Below are 22,113 nucleotides of genomic sequence, written 5' to 3' on the forward strand. Positions count from 1 at the left end.
CTGCCCCGCCCCATCTAACCTCCATACTTCCTTATGCAGGTGCCCCATGAGCGACCAGCAAGAATTTCCTGAAGACTTCGCCGAATACGCCGACCCCGAAAACGCTGAACACGAAACGTCCTCCAACAAAGGCCTGGCCCTGCCTGGGCAAAACCTGCCGGACAAGGTCTACATCATCCCGATCCACAACCGGCCTTTCTTCCCGGCACAAGTGCTGCCGGTGATCGTCAATGAAGAACCGTGGGCTGAAACGCTGGAACTGGTGAGCAAGTCCGACCATCATTCCCTTGCCCTGTTTTTCATGGACACGCCGCCGGAAGATCCACGGCATTTCGACACCTCCAGCCTGCCGCTGTACGGCACCCTGGTGAAGGTCCATCACGCCAGCCGCGAAAACGGCAAGCTGCAATTCGTCGCCCAGGGCCTGACCCGCGTACGGATCAAAACCTGGCTCAAGCACCACCGCCCACCGTACCTGGTGGAAGTCGAATACCCGCACCAGCCCACCGAGCCGACCGATGAGGTCAAGGCGTACGGCATGGCGCTGATCAATGCGATCAAAGAGTTGCTGCCGCTGAACCCGCTGTACAGCGAAGAATTGAAGAACTACCTCAACCGCTTCAGCCCCAACGACCCGTCGCCACTGACCGACTTCGCCGCCGCGTTGACTTCGGCCACAGGTAACGAGTTGCAGGAAGTGCTGGACTGCGTGCCCATGCTCAAGCGCATGGAAAAAGTCCTGCCGATGCTGCGCAAGGAAGTCGAAGTCGCGCGTCTGCAAAAAGAAATCTCCGCGGAAGTTAACCGCAAGATCGGCGAGCACCAGCGCGAGTTCTTCCTCAAGGAACAACTCAAGGTCATCCAGCAAGAGCTGGGGCTGACCAAAGATGATCGCAGTGCCGATGTCGAACAGTTCGAACAACGCCTGGTGGGCAAGGTGCTGACGTCCCAGGCGCAAAAACGCATCAGCGAAGAAATGAACAAGCTGTCGATCCTGGAAACCGGTTCGCCGGAGTACGCAGTCACGCGCAACTACCTGGATTGGGCCACCTCGGTGCCGTGGGGCGTGTATGGCGAAGACAAGCTCGACCTCAAGCACGCCCGCAAGGTGCTGGACAAGCACCACGCCGGTCTGGACGACATCAAAAGCCGCATCCTCGAATTCCTTGCCGTCGGCGCCTACAAAGGCGAAGTCGCCGGCTCCATCGTGCTGCTGGTGGGCCCTCCGGGCGTGGGCAAGACCAGCGTCGGCAAATCCATCGCCGAATCCCTGGGCCGACCGTTCTATCGCTTCAGCGTTGGCGGCATGCGCGATGAGGCCGAGATCAAGGGCCATCGCCGCACCTACATCGGCGCCATGCCAGGCAAACTGGTGCAAGCGCTTAAAGATGTGGAAGTGATGAACCCGGTGATCATGCTCGACGAAATCGACAAGATGGGCCAGAGCTTCCAGGGCGATCCGGCTTCGGCCCTGCTGGAAACCCTCGATCCGGAGCAGAACGTCGAATTCCTCGACCATTACCTGGACCTGCGCCTGGACCTGTCGAAAGTCCTGTTCGTGTGCACCGCCAACACCCTGGACTCGATCCCTGGCCCGCTGCTGGACCGCATGGAAGTGATTCGCCTGTCGGGTTATATCACCGAAGAAAAAGTCGCCATTGCCAAACGTCATCTGTGGCCCAAGCAACTGGACAAGGCCGGTGTATCGAAAGCCAGCCTGAGCATCACCGACGGCGCCCTGCGCGCGTTGATCGACGGATATGCCCGGGAAGCTGGGGTACGCCAGCTGGAGAAACAACTGGGCAAACTGGTGCGCAAGGCGGTGGTCAAGCTGCTGGATGAGCCGGACTCGGTGATCAAGATCGGCAACAAGGACCTGGAAAGCTCCTTGGGCATGCCCGTGTTCCGCAACGAACAGGTCCTGTCGGGCACCGGTGTGATCACCGGCCTTGCCTGGACCAGCATGGGCGGCGCGACCTTGCCAATCGAGGCGACGCGCATCCATACCCTCAATCGCGGCTTCAAACTCACCGGGCAACTGGGGGACGTGATGAAGGAGTCGGCCGAGATTGCCTATAGCTACATCAGCTCCAACCTGAAGTCGTTTGGCGGCGATCCGAAGTTCTTCGACGAGGCCTTCGTCCACCTGCATGTACCGGAAGGTGCGACGCCGAAAGACGGCCCGAGCGCCGGGGTGACCATGGCCAGTGCACTGCTGTCCCTGGCGCGTAACCAGGCGCCGAAAAAAGGCGTGGCCATGACCGGTGAACTGACCCTGACCGGGCATGTACTGCCGATTGGCGGAGTGCGAGAAAAGGTGATTGCGGCGCGGCGGCAGAAGATTCATGAGCTGATCTTGCCGGAGCCCAACCGCGGGAGTTTCGAGGAGTTGCCGGAGTACCTGAAAGAAGGCATGACGGTGCACTTTGCCAAGCGCTTTGCGGATGTGGCGAAAGTGTTGTTCTGATAGTTATGTAGTGCCTGATCTGGCCTCTTCGCGAGCAAGCCCGCTCCCACATTCGACCGCATTCCAAAGGATGGACTCGGTCAAATGTGGGAGCGGGCTTGCTCGCGAAGAGGCCGGTACAGCCAACACACAGTCCCATCTTGTCACACCCTGTCTCATCTTCGGTTATGCTCGCCCTTCGTCGCCAAACAACGGAGCCCCCATGACCGCTGCCCGCCTGCTTCTCCCCTTGAGCCTCGTCCTGCTCGCCGCGTGCGCCAGTGCACCGAAGCAAAATGTCACCGTGGAAAAACAGAGCACCTGCCCGCTGCAACTGAAAACCGGGCAAAACCTGATCCTGACCTTGCCCAGCAACCCCACCACCGGTTACCGCTGGGCGATCCAGGATTCAGCCGGTGGTGTATTGCGCAGCCTCAGCCCTGAGGTCTATACCAACCCGGAAGACACCGGCCTCGTCGGTGCCGGCGGCAAGTCCACCTGGCGCTTCCAGGCCTTTGCCCAGGGGCAAGGCCGCTTGCGCCTGACCTCCCAGCAACCCTGGGAGCCGGAAGCAGAACCGGCCGAAACCTTCGATTGCGCCATTACGGTGAATTGATATGCCATGGCTGATTCTTGCACTGATGGGCGCCGGCACTTTTATCTACGGCCTGACCACCCACGCCACATTGCTGTGCTTGCTGGTCAAGCCTTTGCCGGTATTGGCGCTGCTGGGTTGGCTGCATGACGCGCCACCCACCGACTATCGACGCTGGATCAGCCTGGGGCTGATTTTCTCCCTGGTGGGCGATGTATTGCTGGCATGGCCCGGCGACCTGTTTATCTTCGGCCTCGGCGCGTTTTTGTGTGCTCATTTGGCGTACCTCAAAGCCTACTTGAGCGATTGCCGCCGTCTCGCGCTGTTGCCGCTGGTGCTGGCACTGGTGGTGGGTGCGATCTTGCTGAGTATCTTGATTGCCCACGGCCTTGGCCCATTGCTCGTACCCGTGGTGGTCTATGCCCTGGTGATCAGCGCCATGCTCTGGCGAGCGTTGGCGCGGCTGGGCAGCGATGCGCCCAAGCGTTCAGCGATGCTGGCGGCAGCGGGTGCGGTAGCCTTTGTATTTTCCGACGCACTGATCGGGATCAATCGGTTCGTACTGGCGTTCGATGCGGCACCGTATCTGTTGATCACCACCTATTGGCTCGGTCAGTGGGGCATCACCGCCTCGGCGTTCAACCAGAAAGACCGCTGACCTGTGGCGAGGGGGCTTGTCCCCCGTTGGGTGGCGAAGCCGCCCCATAAGATCGCCGGGTTTTCAGATAGACCGAGACGACAGTTTTAAGGGCGGCTTCGCCACCCAACGGGGGACAAGCCCCCTCGCCACAGGTGTTCCATCAGACAACCCGCGCATCCCACGACCAACTTGGCTAAAATGCCGGTTTTTCCCCCTTCGTTGCCGGAACAGCCGTGAGCAAAGAACCCGATCGCCTATTCGCCCAGCCCTTGCCCCAGGTGCCGGACTTCGCCTTCAACGAAGACGTGGTCCGGGTGTTCCCGGACATGATCAAGCGCTCGGTACCCGGCTACCCGACCATTGTCGAGAACCTTGGCGTCCTCGCGGCGCAGTTCGCCCAGCCCAATAGCGTGCTCTATGACCTTGGCTCGTCCCTCGGTGCGGTGACCCAGGCCCTGCGCCGTCACGTGCGCACCGACGGTTGCCGGGTGATCGCTGTGGATAACTCTGCCGCGATGGTCGAGCGTTGCCGCGAATACCTTAATGGCCAGGACTCGATGTTCCAGGAGTTGCTGCCGGTGGAAGTGGTCGAGGGCGATATCCTCGCACTGCAATTCCAGCCGGCCTCGGTGGTGGCGCTGAACTTTACCCTGCAATTTATTGCTCCCGAAGAACGCCTGGCGTTACTTGGGCGGATTCGTCAGTCGCTGCTGCCAGGCGGCGCACTGATCCTCTCGGAAAAGCTGCGTTTCAACGACCCGCAAGAACACGCGCTGCTGACCGACCTGCACATTGCCTTCAAACGCGCCAACGGCTACAGCGAACTGGAAATCGCCCAGAAGCGCAGCGCCATCGAAAACGTCATGAAGCCCGACAGCCTCGAAGAACACCGCGAACGCCTGCTGGCGGCGGGGTTCTCGAAAGTCGTGCCGTGGTTCCAGTGTCTTAACTTTGCCTCGTTGATTGCCTTGCCATGATTGATCTGTCTCCCCTCGCCCGCCATCTGGTCGGCACTCCTTTAGCGGTTTGGGCTCAGGGCCTGCAAGCGCAACTCGATAGCAAGATGGAAAAGGGTCATGGCGACCTGGAACGCTGGCAGAGTGCGCTGGATGCACTCCCGAAAATCATGCCCAATGAAGTCGACCTACTGAATGGCCTGATTCTGGACACTGATTGCGACGACGAAACCCGCGCGCAGATGCGTACCGCGCTGATGGGGTTGTGCCCCTGGCGCAAGGGGCCGTTTGACCTGTTCGGTGTGCATGTGGATACCGAATGGCGCTCGGATTGGAAGTGGTCGCGAGTGGCTCCGCATCTGGACCTCAAGGGCAAACGCATCCTCGATGTCGGCTGCGGCAACGGTTATTACATGTGGCGCATGCTGGGTGCGGGTGCGGACAGCGTGATTGGCGTCGACCCGAACTGGTTGTTCTTCTGCCAGTTCCAGGCGGTGCAGCGCTATATGTCGGCGCCGAACGCCTGGCATTTGCCGTTCCCGTTTGAGGACCTTCCACCGAATATGGAAGGCTTCGATACGGTGTTTTCCATGGGCGTGTTCTACCACCGTCGTTCACCCATCGAGCATTTGATTGCACTCAAGGATTGCCTGGTAAAGGGCGGCGAGCTGGTGCTGGAAACATTGGTGGTTGAGGGCGATCAGCAACAAGTATTGGTACCGGAGGACCGTTATGCGCAGATGCGCAACGTATGGTTCCTGCCATCAGTACCGGCGTTGATGCTCTGGCTGCGGCGTGCAGGCTTCAGTGAGGTGCACTGTGTGGATGTGAGCGTGACCACGGTCGAGGAACAGCGTGGAACGGAGTGGATGAAGTATCAGTCCCTCAGCGACTTCCTCGATCCTGAGGATCACAGCAAGACCATCGAAGGGCTACCGGCGCCGATGCGGGCGGTGATTGTCGCCAAGAAATAAAACCCGTCTCCTCCTGAAAAATGGAGATCAAATGTGGGAGCTGGCTTGCCTGCGATAGCATCACCTCGGTTTGCCTGATACACCGAGGTGTCTGCATCGTAGGCAAGCCAGCTCCCACATTGATTGGGTTATCACATTGAGGTTTTTGGGGGTTGCTTAAAGAGCAGGTTTGGCTCTGCGTGCCTTAAAGAACTCACTCAACACCGTCCCGCACTCTTCAGCCAACACCCCGCCTTCATACAACACCCGATGATTGAGAAAGCCCTGGGTAAAAAATTGTCCCTGGCTTTGCACAATCCCCGCCTTGGGCTCCAGCGCGCCATACACCACACGGGCAATCCGCGAGTGGACGATCAACCCGGCGCACATGCTGCACGGTTCCAGCGTCACGTAGAGGGTGCTGCCCGGCAGGCGGTAGTTGCTGACCGCCTGGGCGGCGGCGCGGATGGCGACCATTTCCGCGTGAGCGCTGGGGTCGTTACCGCTGATAGGACAGTTGAAGCCCCGACCAATGATTTCACCGTCCTGCACCAGCACCGCACCCACGGGCACTTCACCCAACGCTGCGCCTTGGGCTGCCAGGGCCAGGGCTTCATGCATGAAGTCCTGGTCGCGGCTGCGATCGATAATCGCCGTTGGGCGAAACTGGCGCATCACGCTACCTCGATGGCGGCCATCAGGCCGGTTTCCATGTGATCAATGACATGGCAGTGGAACATCCACACGCCTGGGTTATCCGCCACCAGGGCAACGCGGGCGCGCTCGTTCTTGCCCAGCAAGTAGGTGTCGGTGAAGTACGGGATCACCTTGTGCCGGTTCGAGGCAATCACCTTGAAGCTCATTCCGTGCAGGTGAATCGGGTGTTGGTACTGGGTCATGTTCTTCAATTCGAAAATGTAGCTCTTGCCCTTTTCAAGCTTGGCAATCGGCCGGTCGGCACAGGTCTTGTCGGTAATGTCCCAGGCCTGGCCGTTGATCTGCCACAGGCTGGGCGGCTTATTGTCCACGTTCACCGAGACCGAACCTACCCATTCAAAATTGAAGTTGAGTTTCTCGGCATTGGCCAGGTCCGGCTCGGCAACCGGGTTGGCCGGCAACGCGGGCGGCCATTCGGTGGGCGCGTCGGCATGGGTCACAGAGCGGAAGGTGCCCAAGCGCACCGGACCGTTGCGGATCGATAACTCTTCTCCGGCAGGCGGGGCCTTGATTGCCAGGCAAATGCGCATGCCCGGGCCCAGCCAGTACTCCTTGCCCAATGGCCTTGGCTCAATGGGGTTGCCGTCCAAAGCATAGATCTGCGCCTCGACGTTGGGGATATTGATGCGATAGGTCAGGGTGTTATCGAGGTTGAGCAGGCGCACGCGGGTGATCTGCCCGGCGGGTAAATCGACGACCGCCTGGGACATCCCATTGATCGTCGACAGGCGTCCGGCCGTACCACCACGCGCGGCTTCACGGGGAATGCTGAAGGCGACAAAGGCACCCTCTTCGTCCACATGCCAGCTTTTCAGGCTCAGTGTGCGCTCGTACTTGAAACCGGTTGGCTCGCGCTCTTCAATGATCAGCGGCCCGACCAGACCACGGCCGAGCTCTTCGCTGCTGTTCACATGGGGGTGATACCAGTAGCTGCCGGCATCGGGCACACGGAACTGGTAATCGAAGTACTCACCCGGCAACACCGGCAGTTGCGACACATAGGGCACGCCGTCCATTTCCAGCGGCAGGCGGATGCCGTGCCAGTGAATGGTGGTGGCGACCGGCAGGTGATTGATAAACCGCACCCGCAGCCACTCGCCCTGGCGTACCCGTAACTCGGTGCCCGGCGCCGACGGCCCGAACGCCCAGGCCTCGGTCTTGTGCCCCGGCACCAGTTCCACGTCCAGCGGCGCGGCGATCAGCTCGTAATCGCGCCCCGCGCTGGCGTCGGCGACTTTCCCCAGCCAGTAGCGATAGGCACCACCGGCGCCAACGCCCACCACTGCAAGACCGGCCAGACCACCGAGGATTTGTCGACGGGAAAAGGATTGGGACACAACAACCTCACGTATCTACCGCGGGTCCAAGCCCCGCAAAGGGCAAATACGATACACCCGCAAATGCGAAACAGTAAGGGTTCGCGTTGCCGCGATGTGGTTTTCAGGCCTTGGCGGCGGCCAGGATCAAGGCTTTCATCTCGGCCACGGCGCCTTTGAAACCGACGAACAGTGCATGAGCGACCAAGGCATGGCCGATATTCAGTTCGTTGATGCCTTTGATCGCCGCCACAGCTTCGACGTTGTGGTAGTGCAGGCCGTGGCCAGCGTTGACGATCAGGCCTTCGCCCAGGCCGCACTTGACGCCGTCGATGATGCGCTGCAATTCGTCGGCGACTTCGGTCGGCGTGGTGGCGTCGGCGTAACGGCCGGTGTGCAGTTCGATGGCGGGAGCACCTACGCGTTTCGATGCTTCGATCTGCCGCTCATCGGCGTCGATAAACAACGAGACTTCACTGCCGATCTTCGACAGGCGCTCTACTGCGGCCTTGATCCGTGCTTCCTGGCCAGCCACATCAAGGCCACCTTCCGTGGTCAGTTCCTGACGGGTTTCCGGCACCAGGCAGATGTGCGCCGGGCGGATACGTTCGGCGAACGCCATCATTTCTTCGGTGACGCCCATTTCGAAATTCATGCGAGTTTGCAGCACGTCTTTGAGCAACAGCACGTCGCGCTCCTGGATATGCCGGCGGTCTTCGCGCAGGTGCACGGTGATGCCGTCGGCGCCCGCTTCCTCGGCGTCCAGCGCGGCCTTGACCGGATCAGGGTAACGGGTGCCCCGAGCCTGGCGCAGGGTGGCTACGTGGTCGATGTTCACGCCGAGAAGAATGCGATTGCTGGTGGTCACGAAAAGCGCTCCTGAAGAGGGAAGGAATCGCTGCACAGCATACACGGGGATGTCAGGGCTTTCGAAACAACTCGCGACTGACCAGCGGCCGACCGCCCAGGTGCACGGCCAGGGCCTGGCGCATCAAGCGTTTGGCGGCGGACAAGGCGCCTGGAGCGCTCCAGTCGGCCTCGCTCATGGCCAACAGCTCTGTGCCCTGGAACAGGCCGGGTTGCAGTAGATAGACCCGCTCCAGGCCCGCGTCCACTTGCAGGCGGTACATGCCATCGGCGGCGATGGGATCGCCGTGCAGGTCCTGGCTCAGTTCAAAGCCGTAACCCAAGTCGTCCAGCAGGCGCCATTCGAAGGCACGCAGCAGAGGTTCCAAAGGGCGGCCTTCGGCCAGGGCGAGCAAGGTGGCGGCATAGTGATCGAAGACGCCTTGGTGTGGATCTTCGGCGGGTAGAAGACGGATCAGCAATTCGTTGAGGTAGAGGCCACTGAACAGCGCCTCACCGTTAAGCCAGTTGGAGGCACCGGCGGCTTCCATGCGGCCGACGTTCTTCAGCTCGCCACGCCCACGAAACTCCACTTCCAGGGCCACGAATGGCCGTGCCAAGGTCCCCGCTTTGCCTCGTGCGCTGCGCAAGACGGCCCGCAGGCGGCCTTGGGGCGTGAGGAAGTCCACCAAAGCGCTGGTCTCGCGGTAGGCGCGGCTGTGCAGGACGTAAGCGGGTTGGCTGGGGGGTGGGGATTGGGACATGGAGGTCTCTTCGCAGAACTTAAGGACAGCGACAATCCAATGTGGGAGCGGGCTTGCTCGCGAATGCGGTGGATCAGTCACCCGATGTATTGACTGATACTGCGCATTCGCGAGCAAGCCCGCTCCCACATTTTGTTTTGCAGTGTTGCCGAAAACCTATTACAGGTCGCCGTAACCCAGCGAACGCAACGCACGCTCATCATCAGACCAGCCACCCTTCACCTTGACCCACAGGTTGAGCATGATCTTGGAGTCGAACAGCAACTCCATGTCCTTGCGCGCTTCGGTGCCGATACGCTTGATACGCTCGCCCTTGTCGCCAATGATGATTTTCTTCTGGCCGTCACGTTCGACGAGGATCAGCGCATGGATATGCAGGGTCTTGCCCTGCTGCTTGAACTCTTCGATTTCGACGGTGATCTGGTACGGCAGCTCTGCGCCCATCTGGCGCATGATTTTCTCGCGCACCAGTTCAGCGGCCAGGAAACGGCTGCTGCGGTCGGTGATCTGGTCTTCCGGGAAGAAGTGCTCGTTCTCCGGCAGGTGCTGGGCGATGACCCGCTCCAACGCTTCCAGGTTATGACCGTGCTGGGCCGAGATCGGGATGATCTGGGCGTTCGGCAGTTGCTCCTGCAGCCAGCTCAGGTGCGGCATCAGCTCAGCCTTGTCTTCGATGCGGTCGGTCTTGTTCAACGCGACGATCAACGGACCCGTCACGTATTGCACGCGTTCAAGGACCATCTGGTCTTCGTCGGTCCACTTGGTGCGGTCAACGACGAAGATCACCACGTCGACGTCTTTCAACGCGGCCGAGGCGGTCTTGTTCATGTAGCGGTTGAGGGCTTTCTCGCCGCCTTTGTGCATACCTGGAGTATCAACGTAGACCGCCTGGATGTTGCCTTCGGTCTTGATGCCCAGCATGTTGTGGCGCGTGGTCTGCGGCTTGCGCGAAGTGATCGCCAGCTTTTGTCCCAGGATGTGGTTCAGCAACGTGGACTTGCCCACGTTGGGACGGCCGACGATGGCAACATAGCCACAGCGTGTTGCGGTTGAATCAGTCATGGCCATTCTCCACGCCCAGGGCAATCAGTGCTGCGGCGGCCGCTACCTGTTCGGCAATACGACGACTCACACCCTGACCTCGGCTTTTTTCATTCAGTAAGGTGATTTCACATTCGACGAAGAACACTCGGCAGTGGGGCTCACCCTGGATATCCACCACTTCGTAACGTGGCAGTTCACACCCGCGAGACTGCAGAAACTCTTGCAGGCGGGTCTTGGGATCTTTGTTGGTGTCCACCAGCGTCAGGCTTTCAATCTCCGACGCCAGCCAGGCCACTACCCGTTCCTTGGCGGCTTCCATGCCCGCATCGAGGTAGATCGCACCGATCAGGGCTTCGAGGGCATCGGCCAGAATCGACTCACGACGGAAACCACCGCTTTTCAACTCGCCGGAACCCAGGCGCAGGTACTCGCCAAGGTCGAAACCACGGGCCAGTATGGCCAGGGTCTCGCCCTTCACCAGGCGGGCACGCAAGCGCGACAACTGGCCTTCACGGGCCAGGGGGAAGCGATCGAACAGCGCTTCACCGGCGACAAAGTTGAGGATGGCATCACCGAGGAATTCCAGGCGCTCGTTGTTACGCCCGGCAAAACTGCGGTGTGTAAGGGCAAGGATCATCAATTCCTGATCCTTGAAGGTGTAACCGAGCTGACGCTCGAGACGGCTTAGAGAAACGCTCACGGTTTACCCACATTCAGTTCGTGGCGCCAAAGGCCTACGACGATTAACGCTGTGTTCAAATTCAAATCCTGGTGGTTGCTGCATGAGGCAGGACAATTGTCCAAGCCCCAGAAAAGCATTCGGCGCTGTGTTCACAGCGCCGCATGGATTACTTGATCAGCCCGACCCGCGAGAAGTTCGGCAGGTGGCTGAGCTTGGGTTCCGGCCAGCTCATCCAGACCGCGAAGGCCTTGCCGACGATATTCTGGTCGGGGACCATGCCCAGCAGGTTCTTGGGAATGTTGGGGTCATCCCAGTACCGGCTGTCATTGGAGTTGTCACGGTTGTCGCCCATCATGAAGTAATGCCCGGCAGGCACTGTCCACTGGTTATCGGGCGGTGAACGGTAACGGCTCATTTCCTTGCGGATTTCGTGCTCTACCGCGCCGAGCTTCTCCTGGTATAGCTCGGCGCTGCCCAGAGTGTTCGGCTCAGAACCGATCAGCTTTTCCGCCACCGATTCGCCGTTGACGAACAGACGCTTGTCGCTGGTGTAGCGAATCACGTCACCCGGCAGGCCTACCACACGCTTGATGTAGTTGACGTTCGGGTCGCTTGGGTAGCGGAACACCATCACATCGCCACGCTGCGGATCACCGATCTCGATGACTTTCTTATCGATCACCGGCAAGCGGATCCCGTAGGAAAACTTGTTCACCAGGATGAAGTCGCCCACGTCCAGGGTGGGTTTCATCGATCCCGAAGGAATCTGAAACGGCTCCACCAGGAACGAACGCAGCACCAACACGATAAACAGAACCGGGAAGAACGACTTGCCGTATTCAACCAGCAGCGGTTCCTTGTTCAGTTTCTCGACCACGGCCACATCAGGCTGGCTGACGCTGCCCTGATAGGAGGCAATGGCCGTGCGCCGACGCGGGGCGAAGAACACCAGATCAAGCAACGCCAGGAAACCACAAACGGCAACGGCGATGACCAGCAACAGCGGGAAATTTAGTGACATAGGACCTAACTATCCAACCTGAGCACCGCAAGGAAGGCTTCTTGTGGAATTTCCACGTTGCCCACTTGCTTCATGCGTTTTTTACCGGCCTTTTGCTTCTCAAGCAGCTTGCGCTTACGGCTGACATCGCCGCCATAGCATTTGGCCAGTACGTTCTTTCTGAGTGCCTTGACGGAGGTCCGCGCAATGATCTGCCCGCCAATGGCGGCCTGGATCGCGACGTCGAACATCTGGCGCGGAATCAGTTCCTTCATCTTTTCGGTCAACTGGCGACCTTTGTAGTGCGCGTTATCCTTGTGCACGATCAGCGCCAAGGCGTCGACCTTGTCACCATTAATCAGCACATCCAGCTTCACCAGATTAGCTGACTGATAACGATCAAAATGGTAATCCAGCGAAGCATAGCCGCGACTGGTGGATTTGAGACGGTCGAAGAAGTCCAGAACCACTTCGTTCATCGGCAAATCGTAGGTCACTTGTACCTGGGTACCGAGGAACAGCATGTCGTGCTGCACGCCACGCTTTTCGATACACAGGGTAATGACGTTGCCCAGGTGCTCTTGCGGCACAAGAATATTGGCCCGCACGATCGGCTCGCGCATGTCTTCGATGGAAGACAGATCCGGAAGCTTGGACGGGTTGTCGACGTAAATCGTTTCACCGGTTTTCAGCAACAGCTCAAAGATAACCGTTGGTGCGGTGGTGATCAGGTCCAGGTCGTATTCGCGCTCGAGGCGCTCCTGGATGATCTCCATGTGCAGCATGCCGAGGAAGCCGCAACGGAAGCCGAAGCCCAGAGCGTCGGAGCTTTCCGGGGTGTACTGCAACGACGAGTCGTTGAGCGTCAGCTTTTGCAGGGCTTCGCGGAAATCTTCGAAGTCGTCGGAACTGACCGGGAACAGACCGGCGTAGACCTGCGGCTGGATGCGTTTGAAGCCCGGCAGCACGTCGACGTCAGGGGTGGAGCTCAAGGTCAGGGTGTCACCGACGGGGGCACCGTGGATGTCCTTGATACCGGCGATGATGAAGCCTACTTCGCCGGCTTTCAGATCAACGGTCGCAGTGTGCTTGGGGTTGAATACACCGACGCTATCCACCAGGTGGATCTTGCCGGTGGACTTGACCAGGATCTTGTCGCCCTTCTTTACACGGCCGTGGCGCACGCGTACCAGGGAAACAACGCCCAGGTAGTTGTCGAACCAGGAGTCGATGATCAACGCTTGCAGCGGATCTTCGTAGTTACCGGTAGGGGCTGGAATGGTTTTAACCAGGCGTTCGAGCACTTCGTCGACGCCCAGGCCGGTCTTGGCGCTGCACTCGACGGCGTCGGTGGCGTCAATACCGATGATTTTTTCGATTTCTTCTTTCACGCGGTCCGGATCGGCCTGTGGCAGGTCGATCTTGTTCAGGACCGGCATGACTTCCAGGCCTTGCTCGATGGCGGTGTAGCAGTTGGCCACGGACTGGGCTTCAACACCCTGCCCCGCATCCACTACCAGCAACGCACCTTCACAGGCCGCCAGCGACCGGCTGACTTCGTAGGTGAAGTCAACGTGGCCGGGGGTATCAATGAAGTTCAATTGGTACTTGATGCCATCGCGGGCGGTGTAATACAGAGTAACGCTGTGGGCCTTGATGGTGATCCCGCGCTCGCGCTCGAGGTCCATGGAGTCCAGCACCTGGGCTTCCATTTCACGCTCGGCAAGGCCGCCGCACATCTGGATGAATCGATCGGCCAGCGTCGACTTGCCATGGTCAATGTGGGCGATGATGGAGAAATTGCGGATATGACTCAAATCACTCACGGATCAACACTCAAAAAGGCTGCAGGCAGACTGCCCGCTGAAAAATAGCCGGGAATTGTACCTGATGCTCAGGCCAGACGTCATCTTTGGCGACCAAGAACAAAAATGCCCCGATCTGTCGAACGGGGCATTTTTTTGTTTATAAGCAGGCAATCAACCGGCTCGGCGCAACAACCAGAACCCGGCCACGGCACAAATGAGCGTCGGCACCAGCACCGCAAACAGCGGCGAGAAGCCGAATACCAGGCTGGACGGCCCCAGCAGGTCCTGGGCGATTCGGAAGGTAAAGCCCACCAGCACACCGGTGAACACCCGCTGGCCCAGGGTCACGGAGCGCAGCGGGCCGAAGATGAAGGAAATAGCCATCAGCACCAGCGCAGCGGTCACCACCGGTTGCAATACCTTGACCCAGAACGCCAGCCAGTAACGGCCATTGTTCAGGCCCTGATCGCTCAAGTAGTGGATATAACTCCACAAACCGGCAATAGACAGGGTTTCCGGAACCATCACCACGGTATTGAGCAAATCCGGGCTCAAGGCGATATCCCAGGTTTCCTGCGGGGTGTTGACCACCTCGGTAGTCGATGCCGGACCGGTGCCGATACCACGGAAGAAGGTAGTGGTCACATCACTCAACTGCCACTTCTCGTCACCATACTGCGCACGCTTGGCAAAACTTGCCGACAGAATGTGCCGCTCCTTGTCGAAGTGATAGCGGGTCACCCCCAGCAGCAAGCCGCCCGGTTGCACGGCGTTGATGTGGATGAACTCATCACCCTGACGGTGCCACAGGCCGTGCTTGGCGCTTTGCGCGTCGCCTGACCCTTGGGCCAGGGCCCGGTTGGCCTGGGCCTGGCTTTCAGTCGGCGGCACCACGTACTCGCCAATCAACACACCGACCACCATCAGCACCAGCATGGGTTTCATGACCGCCCAGACAATACGGCCGATGGACACACCGGCGGCGCGCATGATCGTCAGCTCGCTGTTGCTGGCCAGGCTACCCAGACCGATCAGACAGCCGATCAGCGCGGCCATCGGTAGCATCTCGTAGAGACGACGGGGCGCGGTGAGCATCACGAAACTCAGAACGTCGGTCACGGTGTAGCTGTCGCTGACGCTGCCCACCTCGTCGATGAAGGCGAACAACAGGGCCAAGCCCAGGATGATGCCCAGTACGGCGAGGATCGCCACCAGGACGCTGCTACCAATGTAGCGATCGAGCTTAACCACGAGCCAACTCCTTCACGCTGCGACGACTCGCCAGTTTCAAACGCAACGGTTCCCAGTACAGCAACCCCAGGCCGATGGCCAGGAAGATCCCGTGTACCCACCACAAGCCGAGAGCCATCGGGATCTTGCCCTTCTCCAGGGAGCCGCGGGCGGAAATCAGGATGGTCAGGTACGCCATATAAAGCAGGATCGCCGGCAGCAACTTGAGGAACCGGCCCTGGCGCGGGTTGACGCGTGCCAGTGGCACTGCCATCAAGGTCACGATAAACACCAGCAGCGGCAACGACAGGCGCCATTGCAACTCGGCCACGGCACGTGGCTCCGGGTTACCCCACAGGCTACTGGTGGGTATGGCGTCGCGGTCGGTCACCTCGTTGCTGATTTCAGGCTTGGCCAACAACACGCCGTAGGTGTCGTACTTGATAGCCCGGTAATCCGCCTGGCCGGGGTTGCCGTCATAGCGATAGCCGTTTTCCAGGATCAGGTAGCGATTGCCGTCCGGACGGATTTCCTGGCGACCACTGTCGGCCACCAGTACCGAAATGCCACGGTCCTTCTTGTCCTGGCCCAAGCGCTTCTCGGAAATGAATACCCCGCCCAGGCTGGCGCGGTCTTCGGTCATCCGCTCGGTATAGGTCACCCGCGAGCCGTCATTCAACGCCTGGAAACGCCCAGGAACCAAGGTATCGAACTCGGTCATCGCGTCTTGCTTATTAAGTAGCAGCTGAAATTGCATGGAGCCTTGAGGCGCCAGGCTCAGGCTCAACCAGGCAACCACCAGGGCCACGCCGGTCGCCGGTACCAGGGTCATGGCCAGCAAACGCTGCTGGCTCATGCCGGTGGCCGACAGCACGGTCATTTCACTTTCGAGGTAGAGCCGCCCGTAGGCGAGCAAAATACCCAGAAACAGCCCCAGCGGCAGGATCAGCTGCAGCATGCCGGGCATCCGAAAGCCCATGATCAAAAACAGGGAGCCCGGATCAAGGGCGCCGGAGGCGGCTTGAGCCAGGAACTTGACGAAGCGACCACTCATGATAATGACCAGCAATACCGCACTTACGGCACTCAGGGTCACCAGGACTTCGCGGGACAGATAACGGAAGACAATCAAACCAGACACTCCAGGGTTGTCAGGCTAAGCGGCCAAACAAGCAAGCATATCGAGTCGACCCATTGGCACAGGTCGGCTAAAAAGATGGCGCATTATCCTGTGATTGACCGCGCCTGTCACTGCGCACGCTCAAGCAGGCGCACAAAGCTGCCTGCAAGGGTTGTCAGCCGAACGTCGCGAGGTTCAAACTGCGGCCTTTGTCGCAGGCCGCCTACAGGTGGCCAAGCTTATAAAGCCGGGTGTACAAACGCCTGGCTCTCAGACCTCATCAAGGGACCCGAAAATGGAACTGGTTGTAAAAAGCGTTAGCCCGGAAACGTTGAAAACCGCCACCCTCGTGGTCGCTGTCGGCGAAGGCCGCAAGCTTGGCGTAGCCGCTAAACAGCTGGACGAACTGAGCGGTGGTGCCATCAGTGCCGTGCTCAAGCGCGGTGACCTGGCCGGCAAAGTCGGTCAGAGCCTGCTGCTGCAAAGCCTGCCCAACCTGAAAGCCGAGCGCGTATTGCTGGTAGGCGTGGGCAAGGAAGCCGAACTGGGCGACCGACCGTTCCGCAAGATCATCAGCGGCGTGCTCAATACCCTCAAGGGCCTGGGCGGCAGCGATGCAGCTCTGGCCCTGGACGAAATCGTGGTCAAGGGCCGCGACAGCTACGGCAAGACCCGTCTGCTGGCGGAAACCCTGGCCGATGGCGAATACACCTTCGACCAGTTCAAGAGCCAGAAAGCCGAACCCCGCGCCCTGAAGAAAGTCACCCTGCTGACCATCAAGGCTGCCCAGGCTGAAGTCGAGCGCGCCGTGACCCACGCCCAGGCGATTGCCGGCGGCATGGCCTTCACTCGCGACTTGGGCAACCTGCCACCGAACATCTGCCACCCAACCTACCTGGGCGAGCGAGCCAAGGCGCTGGGCAAGGAATTCAAGGGCCTGAAAGTCGAAGTACTTGATGAAAAGAAAATCAAGGAGCTGGGCATGGGCTCGTTCTATGCCGTGGGCCAGGGCAGCGACCAGCCGCCACGCCTGATCGTCATGCAATACAACGGCGGCAAGAAGTCCGAGAAGCCATTCGCCCTCGTGGGTAAAGGCATCACCTTCGACACCGGCGGCATCAGCCTCAAGCCTGGCCTGGGCATGGATGAGATGAAGTACGACATGGGCGGCGCCGCCAGCGTCTTCGGTACCCTGCGCGCCGTGCTGGAACTCAAGCTGCCGATCAACCTGGTGTGCATCCTGGCCTGCGCCGAGAACATGCCGAGCGGCGGCGCTTCCCGGCCGGGCGACATCGTCACCACGATGAGCGGCCAAACCGTGGAAATCCTCAACACCGACGCCGAAGGCCGCCTGGTGCTGTGCGACGCCCTGACCTACGCCGAGCGCTTCAAGCCGCAAGCCGTGATCGACATCGCCACCCTGACCGGTGCCTGCGTGGTCGCCCTGGGCGCTCACACCTCCGGCCTCTTGGGTAACAACGAGGAGTTGATTGAGCAACTGCTCAGCGCCGGCAAGCAAGCCGACGACCGCGCCTGGCAACTGCCGTTGTTCGACGAGTACCAAGAGCAACTGGACAGCCCGTTCGCCGACATTGCCAACATCGGTGGCCCGAAAGCCGGCACCATCACCGCGGCCTGCTTCCTGTCGCGCTTCGCCAAGAACTTCAACTGGGCCCACCTGGACATCGCCGGCACGGCCTGGACCAGCGGCGGCAAGGACAAAGGCGCCACTGGGCGCCCGGTTCCACTGCTGACCCAGTACCTTCTGGATCGCGCCAAGGCCTGAAACTGAAAACGCCGAGGCGGCCATTACGCCGCCCCGGTCGTAGCAGCTGTCGAGCGCAAGCGAGGCTGCGTCGGCGGAGTACCTGACACACCGCAACGCAGCCTCGCTTGCGCTCGACAGCTGCTACGGGGTTTTCGTGATGGGCGATTAGACGGTATTTACAATTGCGACGCGGCTATCAGGAACCACAATGACCCAAGTCGACTTCTATATATTGCCCAGCGCCGATCCTTCGGCACGCCTGGACTTTGCCTGCAAACTCACCGAAAAAGCCTGGCGCATGGGCCACCGCATCTACCTGCATTGCAGCGATGCCACCCAACGCGACGAGCTTGATGCCCGCCTGTGGCGCTTCAAGGGCGAAAGTTTCGTGCCTCATGGCCCCGCAGAAGCAGAGCCCGATGGCCTGGTTGTACTGGGTTTGGGCGACAGCTGCGGCGATCACCATGACCTGCTGGTGAACCTGGACCTGAAAGTACCGGCCTTCGCCAAGGGGTTCGCCCGTGTGGCGGAAGTGGTGGTGGAAGATCCGGCTATTCGTCAGGCCGCGCGGGAGAGTTTCCGTTTCTACCGCGAACAGGGCTATTCTCTGCAAGATCACCGATTACAGCGACTCTGAGCACACGATGGACACTCCAAACCCGCTAAAACCGTCTGACCATCTGCTGGACGACCTTGAGTCGATCCGCCAGTTGTTGGGTGATGATGACAACCTGCAACCACCGTCGCTGACCGAACCGGCCAGTGATGTACAAATTCCCCTGCTGTTCGACATGGTCGGCGGAAAACCTGCGCCTGCCCTGGTCGAATCGCCCGTTGTAGCAGCAGATCCGATCCCGGCCGCCGCTCCAGCACAAACCCCGACCGCCGAACCCGAGACCGCAAAAGCCCCGGACGCCCTGCTGCTGCACCTGGACAACGAACTGCGCGCCGCTGCGCAATTGATCATGCAAGACGTGATCGACGATTTTGCCCCGCACATCGAAACCGAGATCAAGCGTCGGCTGGATGCGCGCATGGAGCGGCTGCTCAGTCAGTACCAGAACTGAGGCTGACCTATATCCCCTGTGGGAGCGGGCTTGCTCGCGAAAACGGTGTACCCGTCAGCACATATATTGACTGACACACCGTTTTCGCGAGCAAGCCCGCTCCCACAGGTACTCTGCGCCAACCTTAAGCCCGTCTTCAACTCGCCCTCTCCCCTATCCCCCGTTATACTTGTCGGCTTTCCTGAATTAATGCCAACTAGGGTCCCGCCGCGCATGGATAAGACCTACCAGCCGCACGCTATTGAAACTTCCTGGTACCAGACCTGGGAGTCCGAGAATTATTTCGCTCCGCAAGGCGCGGGCGATTCCTACACCATCATGATTCCGCCACCGAACGTCACTGGCAGCCTGCACATGGGCCATGGCTTCAACAATGCGATCATGGATGCCCTGATTCGTTTCCGCCGCATGCAGGGTCGCAACACCCTGTGGCAGCCAGGCACCGACCACGCGGGTATCGCCACGCAGATGCTGGTGGAGCGCCAGTTGGAAGCCACCGGCCAGAACCGTCACGATCTGGGTCGCGAGAAATTCCTGGAGAAGATCTGGGAATGGAAGGATCAGTCCGGCGGCAACATCAGCCGTCAGATTCGTCGCCTGGGTTCGTCCGTAGACTGGAGCCGCGAGCGCTTCACCATGGACGACGGCCTGTCCGAATCCGTGAAAGAAGCCTTCGTGCGCCTGCACGAAGACGGCCTGATCTACCGCGGCAAGCGCCTGGTCAACTGGGACACCAAGCTGCACACGGCGATTTCCGACCTTGAAGTGGAAAACCACGACGAGAAAGGCTTCCTGTGGAACCTCAAGTACCCGCTGGCTGACGGCGCCAAGACCGCCGAAGGCAACGATTACCTGATCGTCGCCACCACCCGCCCGGAAACCATGCTCGGCGACGCCGCCGTAGCGGTTAACCCGAACGACGAACGCTATCAGGCCCTGATCGGCAAGTTCGTCGAGTTACCGTTGGTTGGCCGTCGCATCCCGATCATCGCCGATGATTACTGCGACCCTGAATTCGGCACCGGCTGCGTGAAAATCACCCCGGCCCACGATTTCAACGACTATGAAGTCGGCAAGCGCCACAACCTGCCGCTGCTGAACATCTTCGACAAGAACGCCGCTGTTCTGCCGGCCTGCCAGGTGTTCAACCTCGACGGCACGCTGAACGAAAGCATCGACGGCAAGATCCCGGCCGAATACGCCGGCCTCGACCGTTTTGACGCGCGCAAGCAGATCGTTGCCGCCTTCGACGCCGCCGGCCTGCTGGTGAGCGTTGACGACCACGGTCTGAAAGTGCCGAAAGGCGACCGTTCCGGCACCATCATCGAGCCGTGGCTGACCGACCAGTGGTACGTGTCTACCAAGCCGTTGGCAGAGCCTGCGATTGCTGCCGTGGAAGATGGCCGTATTCAGTTCGTGCCCAAGCAGTACGAAAACATGTACTTCTCGTGGATGCGTGACATCCAGGATTGGTGCATCAGCCGTCAGCTGTGGTGGGGCCACCGGATTCCGGCCTGGTACGACGAGTCGGGCAAGGTCTATGTAGGCCGCGACGAAGCCGAAGTGCGTGCCAAGCACAACCTCGGCCCGGACGTTGCGCTGCAACAGGACAACGACGTACTGGACACCTGGTTCAGCTCGGGCCTGTGGACCTTCTCCACCCTGGGTTGGCCGCAACAGACCGAGTTCCTGAAGAAATTCCACTCCACCGACGTGCTGGTCACCGGTTTTGACATCATTTTCTTCTGGGTTGCCCGGATGATCATGCTCACCATGCACTTGGTGAAGAACGAAGACGGCACGCCACAAGTACCGTTCAAGACCGTGTACGTACACGGCCTGGTGCGTGATGGCCAAGGCCAGAAGATGTCCAAGTCCAAGGGCAACGTCCTTGATCCGCTGGACATCATCGACGGCATCGACCTGGAAACCCTGGTGCAGAAACGCACCTCGGGCCTGATGCAGCCAAAACTGGCGAAAAAGATCGAAAAGCAGACCCGCGACGAATTTGCCGACGGCATCGCCAGCTATGGCACCGACGCCCTGCGCTTCACTTTCTGCTCGCTGGCGTCCACCGGTCGCGACATCAAGTTCGACATGGGCCGCGTCGAAGGCTATCGCAACTTCTGCAACAAGATCTGGAACGCGGCGCGCTACGTACTGGATAAAGGCGAAGACTGCGGTCAGAACGGCGAAGCCTATGAGCTGTCCCTGGCCGATCGCTGGATCATCTCCCAGTTGCAACGCACCGAAGCCGAAGTGACCCGCCAGCTGGACCAGTTCCGTTTCGACCTGGCCGCACAAGCACTGTACGAGTTCATCTGGAACCAGTATTGCGACTGGTACCTGGAACTGTCCAAGCCGGTGCTGTGGGACGAAAACGCACCCATCGAACGCCAGCGCGGCACCCGCCGCACCCTGGTGCGCGTACTGGAAGTGGCCTTGCGCCTGGCGCATCCGTTCATGCCGTTCATCACCGAAGAAATCTGGCAGCGCCTGGCGCCGTTGGCCGGTATCGAAGGCAAGACCATCATGCTGCAACCTTGGCCAGTGGCCAACGAAGCACGCATCGACGAGGCAGCCGAAAGCGATATCGAGTGGCTCAAGACCCTGATGCTTGGCACGCGTAACATCCGCGCCGAAATGAACATCGGCCCGGGCAAGCCACTGGCTGTGTTTGTGAAGAACGCCAGCGCCGAAGATCAGCGTCGTCTCACCGAGAACGATGCGCTACTCAAGAAACTGGCGAAGCTGGAATCGATCACCGTGTTGGCCACTGACGCAGAAGCACCACTGTCCGCCACTGCACTGGTTGGCGAGATGGAAGTGCTGGTGCCAATGGCCGGCCTGATCGACAAAGGCGCCGAACTGGCGCGCCTGGACAAGGAAATCCTGCGTCTACAAGGCGAAGTGCAACGGGTGGGCGGCAAGCTGTCCAACGCGGCGTTCGTCGACAAGGCCCCGGCTGAAGTCATCGACAAGGAACGCGCCAAACTGGCCGAGGCTGAACAGGCCTTGGGTAAACTGGCGGAGCAACATGCACGGATTTCCAGCCTGTAAGGTGGCCGCTGTGTAAGAAAGAGGCCTTCGGGCCTCTTTTTTTGGCTTTAAACCCGATCAATGTGGGAGCGGGCTTGCTCGCGAAAGCGGTGGGTCAGCCA

At 59.9% G+C, this 22,113-nt stretch carries 19 protein-coding genes; 9 read left to right on the forward strand and 10 right to left on the reverse strand.

Going from position 1 to position 22,113, the window contains the following annotated elements; genetic code table 11:
• Positions 1 to 46 precede the first annotated feature (46 nt).
• From lon to cmoB, 5 genes are all read left to right on the forward strand, one after another.
• Positions 47 to 2,467, forward strand: a complete 2,421-nt coding sequence (gene lon / locus J7E41_RS08470) for an endopeptidase La (protein ID WP_251029392.1) — start codon at positions 47 to 49, stop codon at positions 2,465 to 2,467.
• Positions 2,468 to 2,669: 202 nt separating this feature from the next.
• Complete coding sequence (locus J7E41_RS08475; RefSeq protein WP_214991675.1) at positions 2,670 to 3,062, forward strand: protease inhibitor I42 family protein; 393 nt, start codon at positions 2,670 to 2,672, stop codon at positions 3,060 to 3,062.
• Position 3,063: 1 nt separating this feature from the next.
• Positions 3,064 to 3,699, forward strand: a complete 636-nt coding sequence (locus J7E41_RS08480; RefSeq protein WP_214991677.1) for a lysoplasmalogenase — start codon at positions 3,064 to 3,066, stop codon at positions 3,697 to 3,699.
• A gap of 215 nt (positions 3,700 to 3,914) precedes the next feature.
• The gene (gene cmoA / locus J7E41_RS08485; protein WP_214991679.1) at positions 3,915 to 4,658 is read left to right on the forward strand and encodes a carboxy-S-adenosyl-L-methionine synthase CmoA; all 744 of its coding nucleotides are present in this window, start codon (positions 3,915 to 3,917) and stop codon (positions 4,656 to 4,658) included.
• On the forward strand, positions 4,655 to 5,611 hold the full coding sequence (gene cmoB, locus J7E41_RS08490; protein ID WP_214991681.1) for a tRNA 5-methoxyuridine(34)/uridine 5-oxyacetic acid(34) synthase CmoB: 957 nt from the start codon (positions 4,655 to 4,657) through the stop codon (positions 5,609 to 5,611). The genes cmoA and cmoB overlap by 4 nt, the downstream gene beginning before the upstream one ends.
• A gap of 156 nt (positions 5,612 to 5,767) precedes the next feature.
• On the opposite strand, the gene tadA is transcribed toward cmoB, so the two are convergent.
• From tadA to lptF, 10 genes are all read right to left on the reverse strand, one after another.
• Positions 5,768 to 6,265 carry a tRNA adenosine(34) deaminase TadA gene (gene tadA / locus J7E41_RS08495; protein WP_214991683.1) on the reverse strand — a complete coding sequence of 166 codons (498 nt, stop codon included), beginning with the start codon at positions 6,263 to 6,265 and terminating at the stop codon, positions 5,768 to 5,770.
• Positions 6,265 to 7,644 carry a multicopper oxidase family protein gene (locus J7E41_RS08500; RefSeq protein WP_214991685.1) on the reverse strand — a complete coding sequence of 460 codons (1,380 nt, stop codon included), beginning with the start codon at positions 7,642 to 7,644 and terminating at the stop codon, positions 6,265 to 6,267. Before J7E41_RS08500 ends, tadA begins: the two co-directional genes overlap by 1 nt.
• A gap of 103 nt (positions 7,645 to 7,747) precedes the next feature.
• A complete protein-coding gene (gene pdxJ, locus J7E41_RS08505) occupies positions 7,748 to 8,491 on the reverse strand; it encodes a pyridoxine 5'-phosphate synthase (protein ID WP_214991687.1) in 744 nt (247 codons plus the stop codon).
• A 52-nt stretch (positions 8,492 to 8,543) separates the two neighbouring features.
• The gene (gene recO, locus J7E41_RS08510; RefSeq protein ID WP_214991689.1) at positions 8,544 to 9,233 is read right to left on the reverse strand and encodes a DNA repair protein RecO; all 690 of its coding nucleotides are present in this window, start codon (positions 9,231 to 9,233) and stop codon (positions 8,544 to 8,546) included.
• 159 nt (positions 9,234 to 9,392) lie between these two features.
• Positions 9,393 to 10,295 (reverse strand): GTPase Era, encoded by a 903-nt coding sequence (era, locus tag J7E41_RS08515; protein WP_179447922.1) that lies wholly within the window; start codon positions 10,293 to 10,295, stop codon positions 9,393 to 9,395.
• Entirely contained in the window at positions 10,288 to 10,977 is a 690-nt protein-coding gene (rnc, locus tag J7E41_RS08520; protein WP_169356211.1) for a ribonuclease III, read from the reverse strand. The genes era and rnc overlap by 8 nt, the downstream gene beginning before the upstream one ends.
• Before the next feature lie 148 nt (positions 10,978 to 11,125).
• Positions 11,126 to 11,980: a signal peptidase I gene (lepB, locus tag J7E41_RS08525; protein ID WP_214991691.1), complete on the reverse strand. Its 855-nt coding sequence runs from the start codon at positions 11,978 to 11,980 to the stop codon at positions 11,126 to 11,128.
• A 5-nt stretch (positions 11,981 to 11,985) separates the two neighbouring features.
• Positions 11,986 to 13,785: a translation elongation factor 4 gene (lepA, locus tag J7E41_RS08530; protein WP_169356213.1), complete on the reverse strand. Its 1,800-nt coding sequence runs from the start codon at positions 13,783 to 13,785 to the stop codon at positions 11,986 to 11,988.
• Positions 13,786 to 13,938: 153 nt separating this feature from the next.
• Positions 13,939 to 15,018 (reverse strand): LPS export ABC transporter permease LptG, encoded by a 1,080-nt coding sequence (gene lptG, locus J7E41_RS08535; protein WP_214991692.1) that lies wholly within the window; start codon positions 15,016 to 15,018, stop codon positions 13,939 to 13,941.
• Positions 15,011 to 16,129 carry an LPS export ABC transporter permease LptF gene (lptF, locus tag J7E41_RS08540; RefSeq protein ID WP_214991694.1) on the reverse strand — a complete coding sequence of 373 codons (1,119 nt, stop codon included), beginning with the start codon at positions 16,127 to 16,129 and terminating at the stop codon, positions 15,011 to 15,013. The genes lptG and lptF overlap by 8 nt, the downstream gene beginning before the upstream one ends.
• A gap of 283 nt (positions 16,130 to 16,412) precedes the next feature.
• Between lptF and J7E41_RS08545 the strand changes: the two genes are divergently transcribed.
• The 4 genes from J7E41_RS08545 to J7E41_RS08560 all read left to right on the forward strand — a co-directional run bounded on the left by J7E41_RS08545 (position 16,413) and on the right by J7E41_RS08560 (position 22,012).
• Positions 16,413 to 17,903, forward strand: a complete 1,491-nt coding sequence (locus tag J7E41_RS08545) for a leucyl aminopeptidase (RefSeq protein ID WP_214991696.1) — start codon at positions 16,413 to 16,415, stop codon at positions 17,901 to 17,903.
• A gap of 190 nt (positions 17,904 to 18,093) precedes the next feature.
• Entirely contained in the window at positions 18,094 to 18,522 is a 429-nt protein-coding gene (locus tag J7E41_RS08550; protein WP_214991698.1) for a DNA polymerase III subunit chi, read from the forward strand.
• 7 nt (positions 18,523 to 18,529) lie between these two features.
• Entirely contained in the window at positions 18,530 to 18,952 is a 423-nt protein-coding gene (locus J7E41_RS08555; protein WP_214991700.1) for a DNA polymerase III subunit chi, read from the forward strand.
• A 213-nt stretch (positions 18,953 to 19,165) separates the two neighbouring features.
• Entirely contained in the window at positions 19,166 to 22,012 is a 2,847-nt protein-coding gene (locus J7E41_RS08560) for a valine--tRNA ligase (RefSeq protein ID WP_214991702.1), read from the forward strand.
• Positions 22,013 to 22,113: the final 101 nt, after the last annotated feature.

It is taken from the genome of Pseudomonas fluorescens (assembly GCF_018614655.1).
GTDB lineage: Bacteria > Pseudomonadota > Gammaproteobacteria > Pseudomonadales > Pseudomonadaceae > Aquipseudomonas > Aquipseudomonas fluorescens_BX.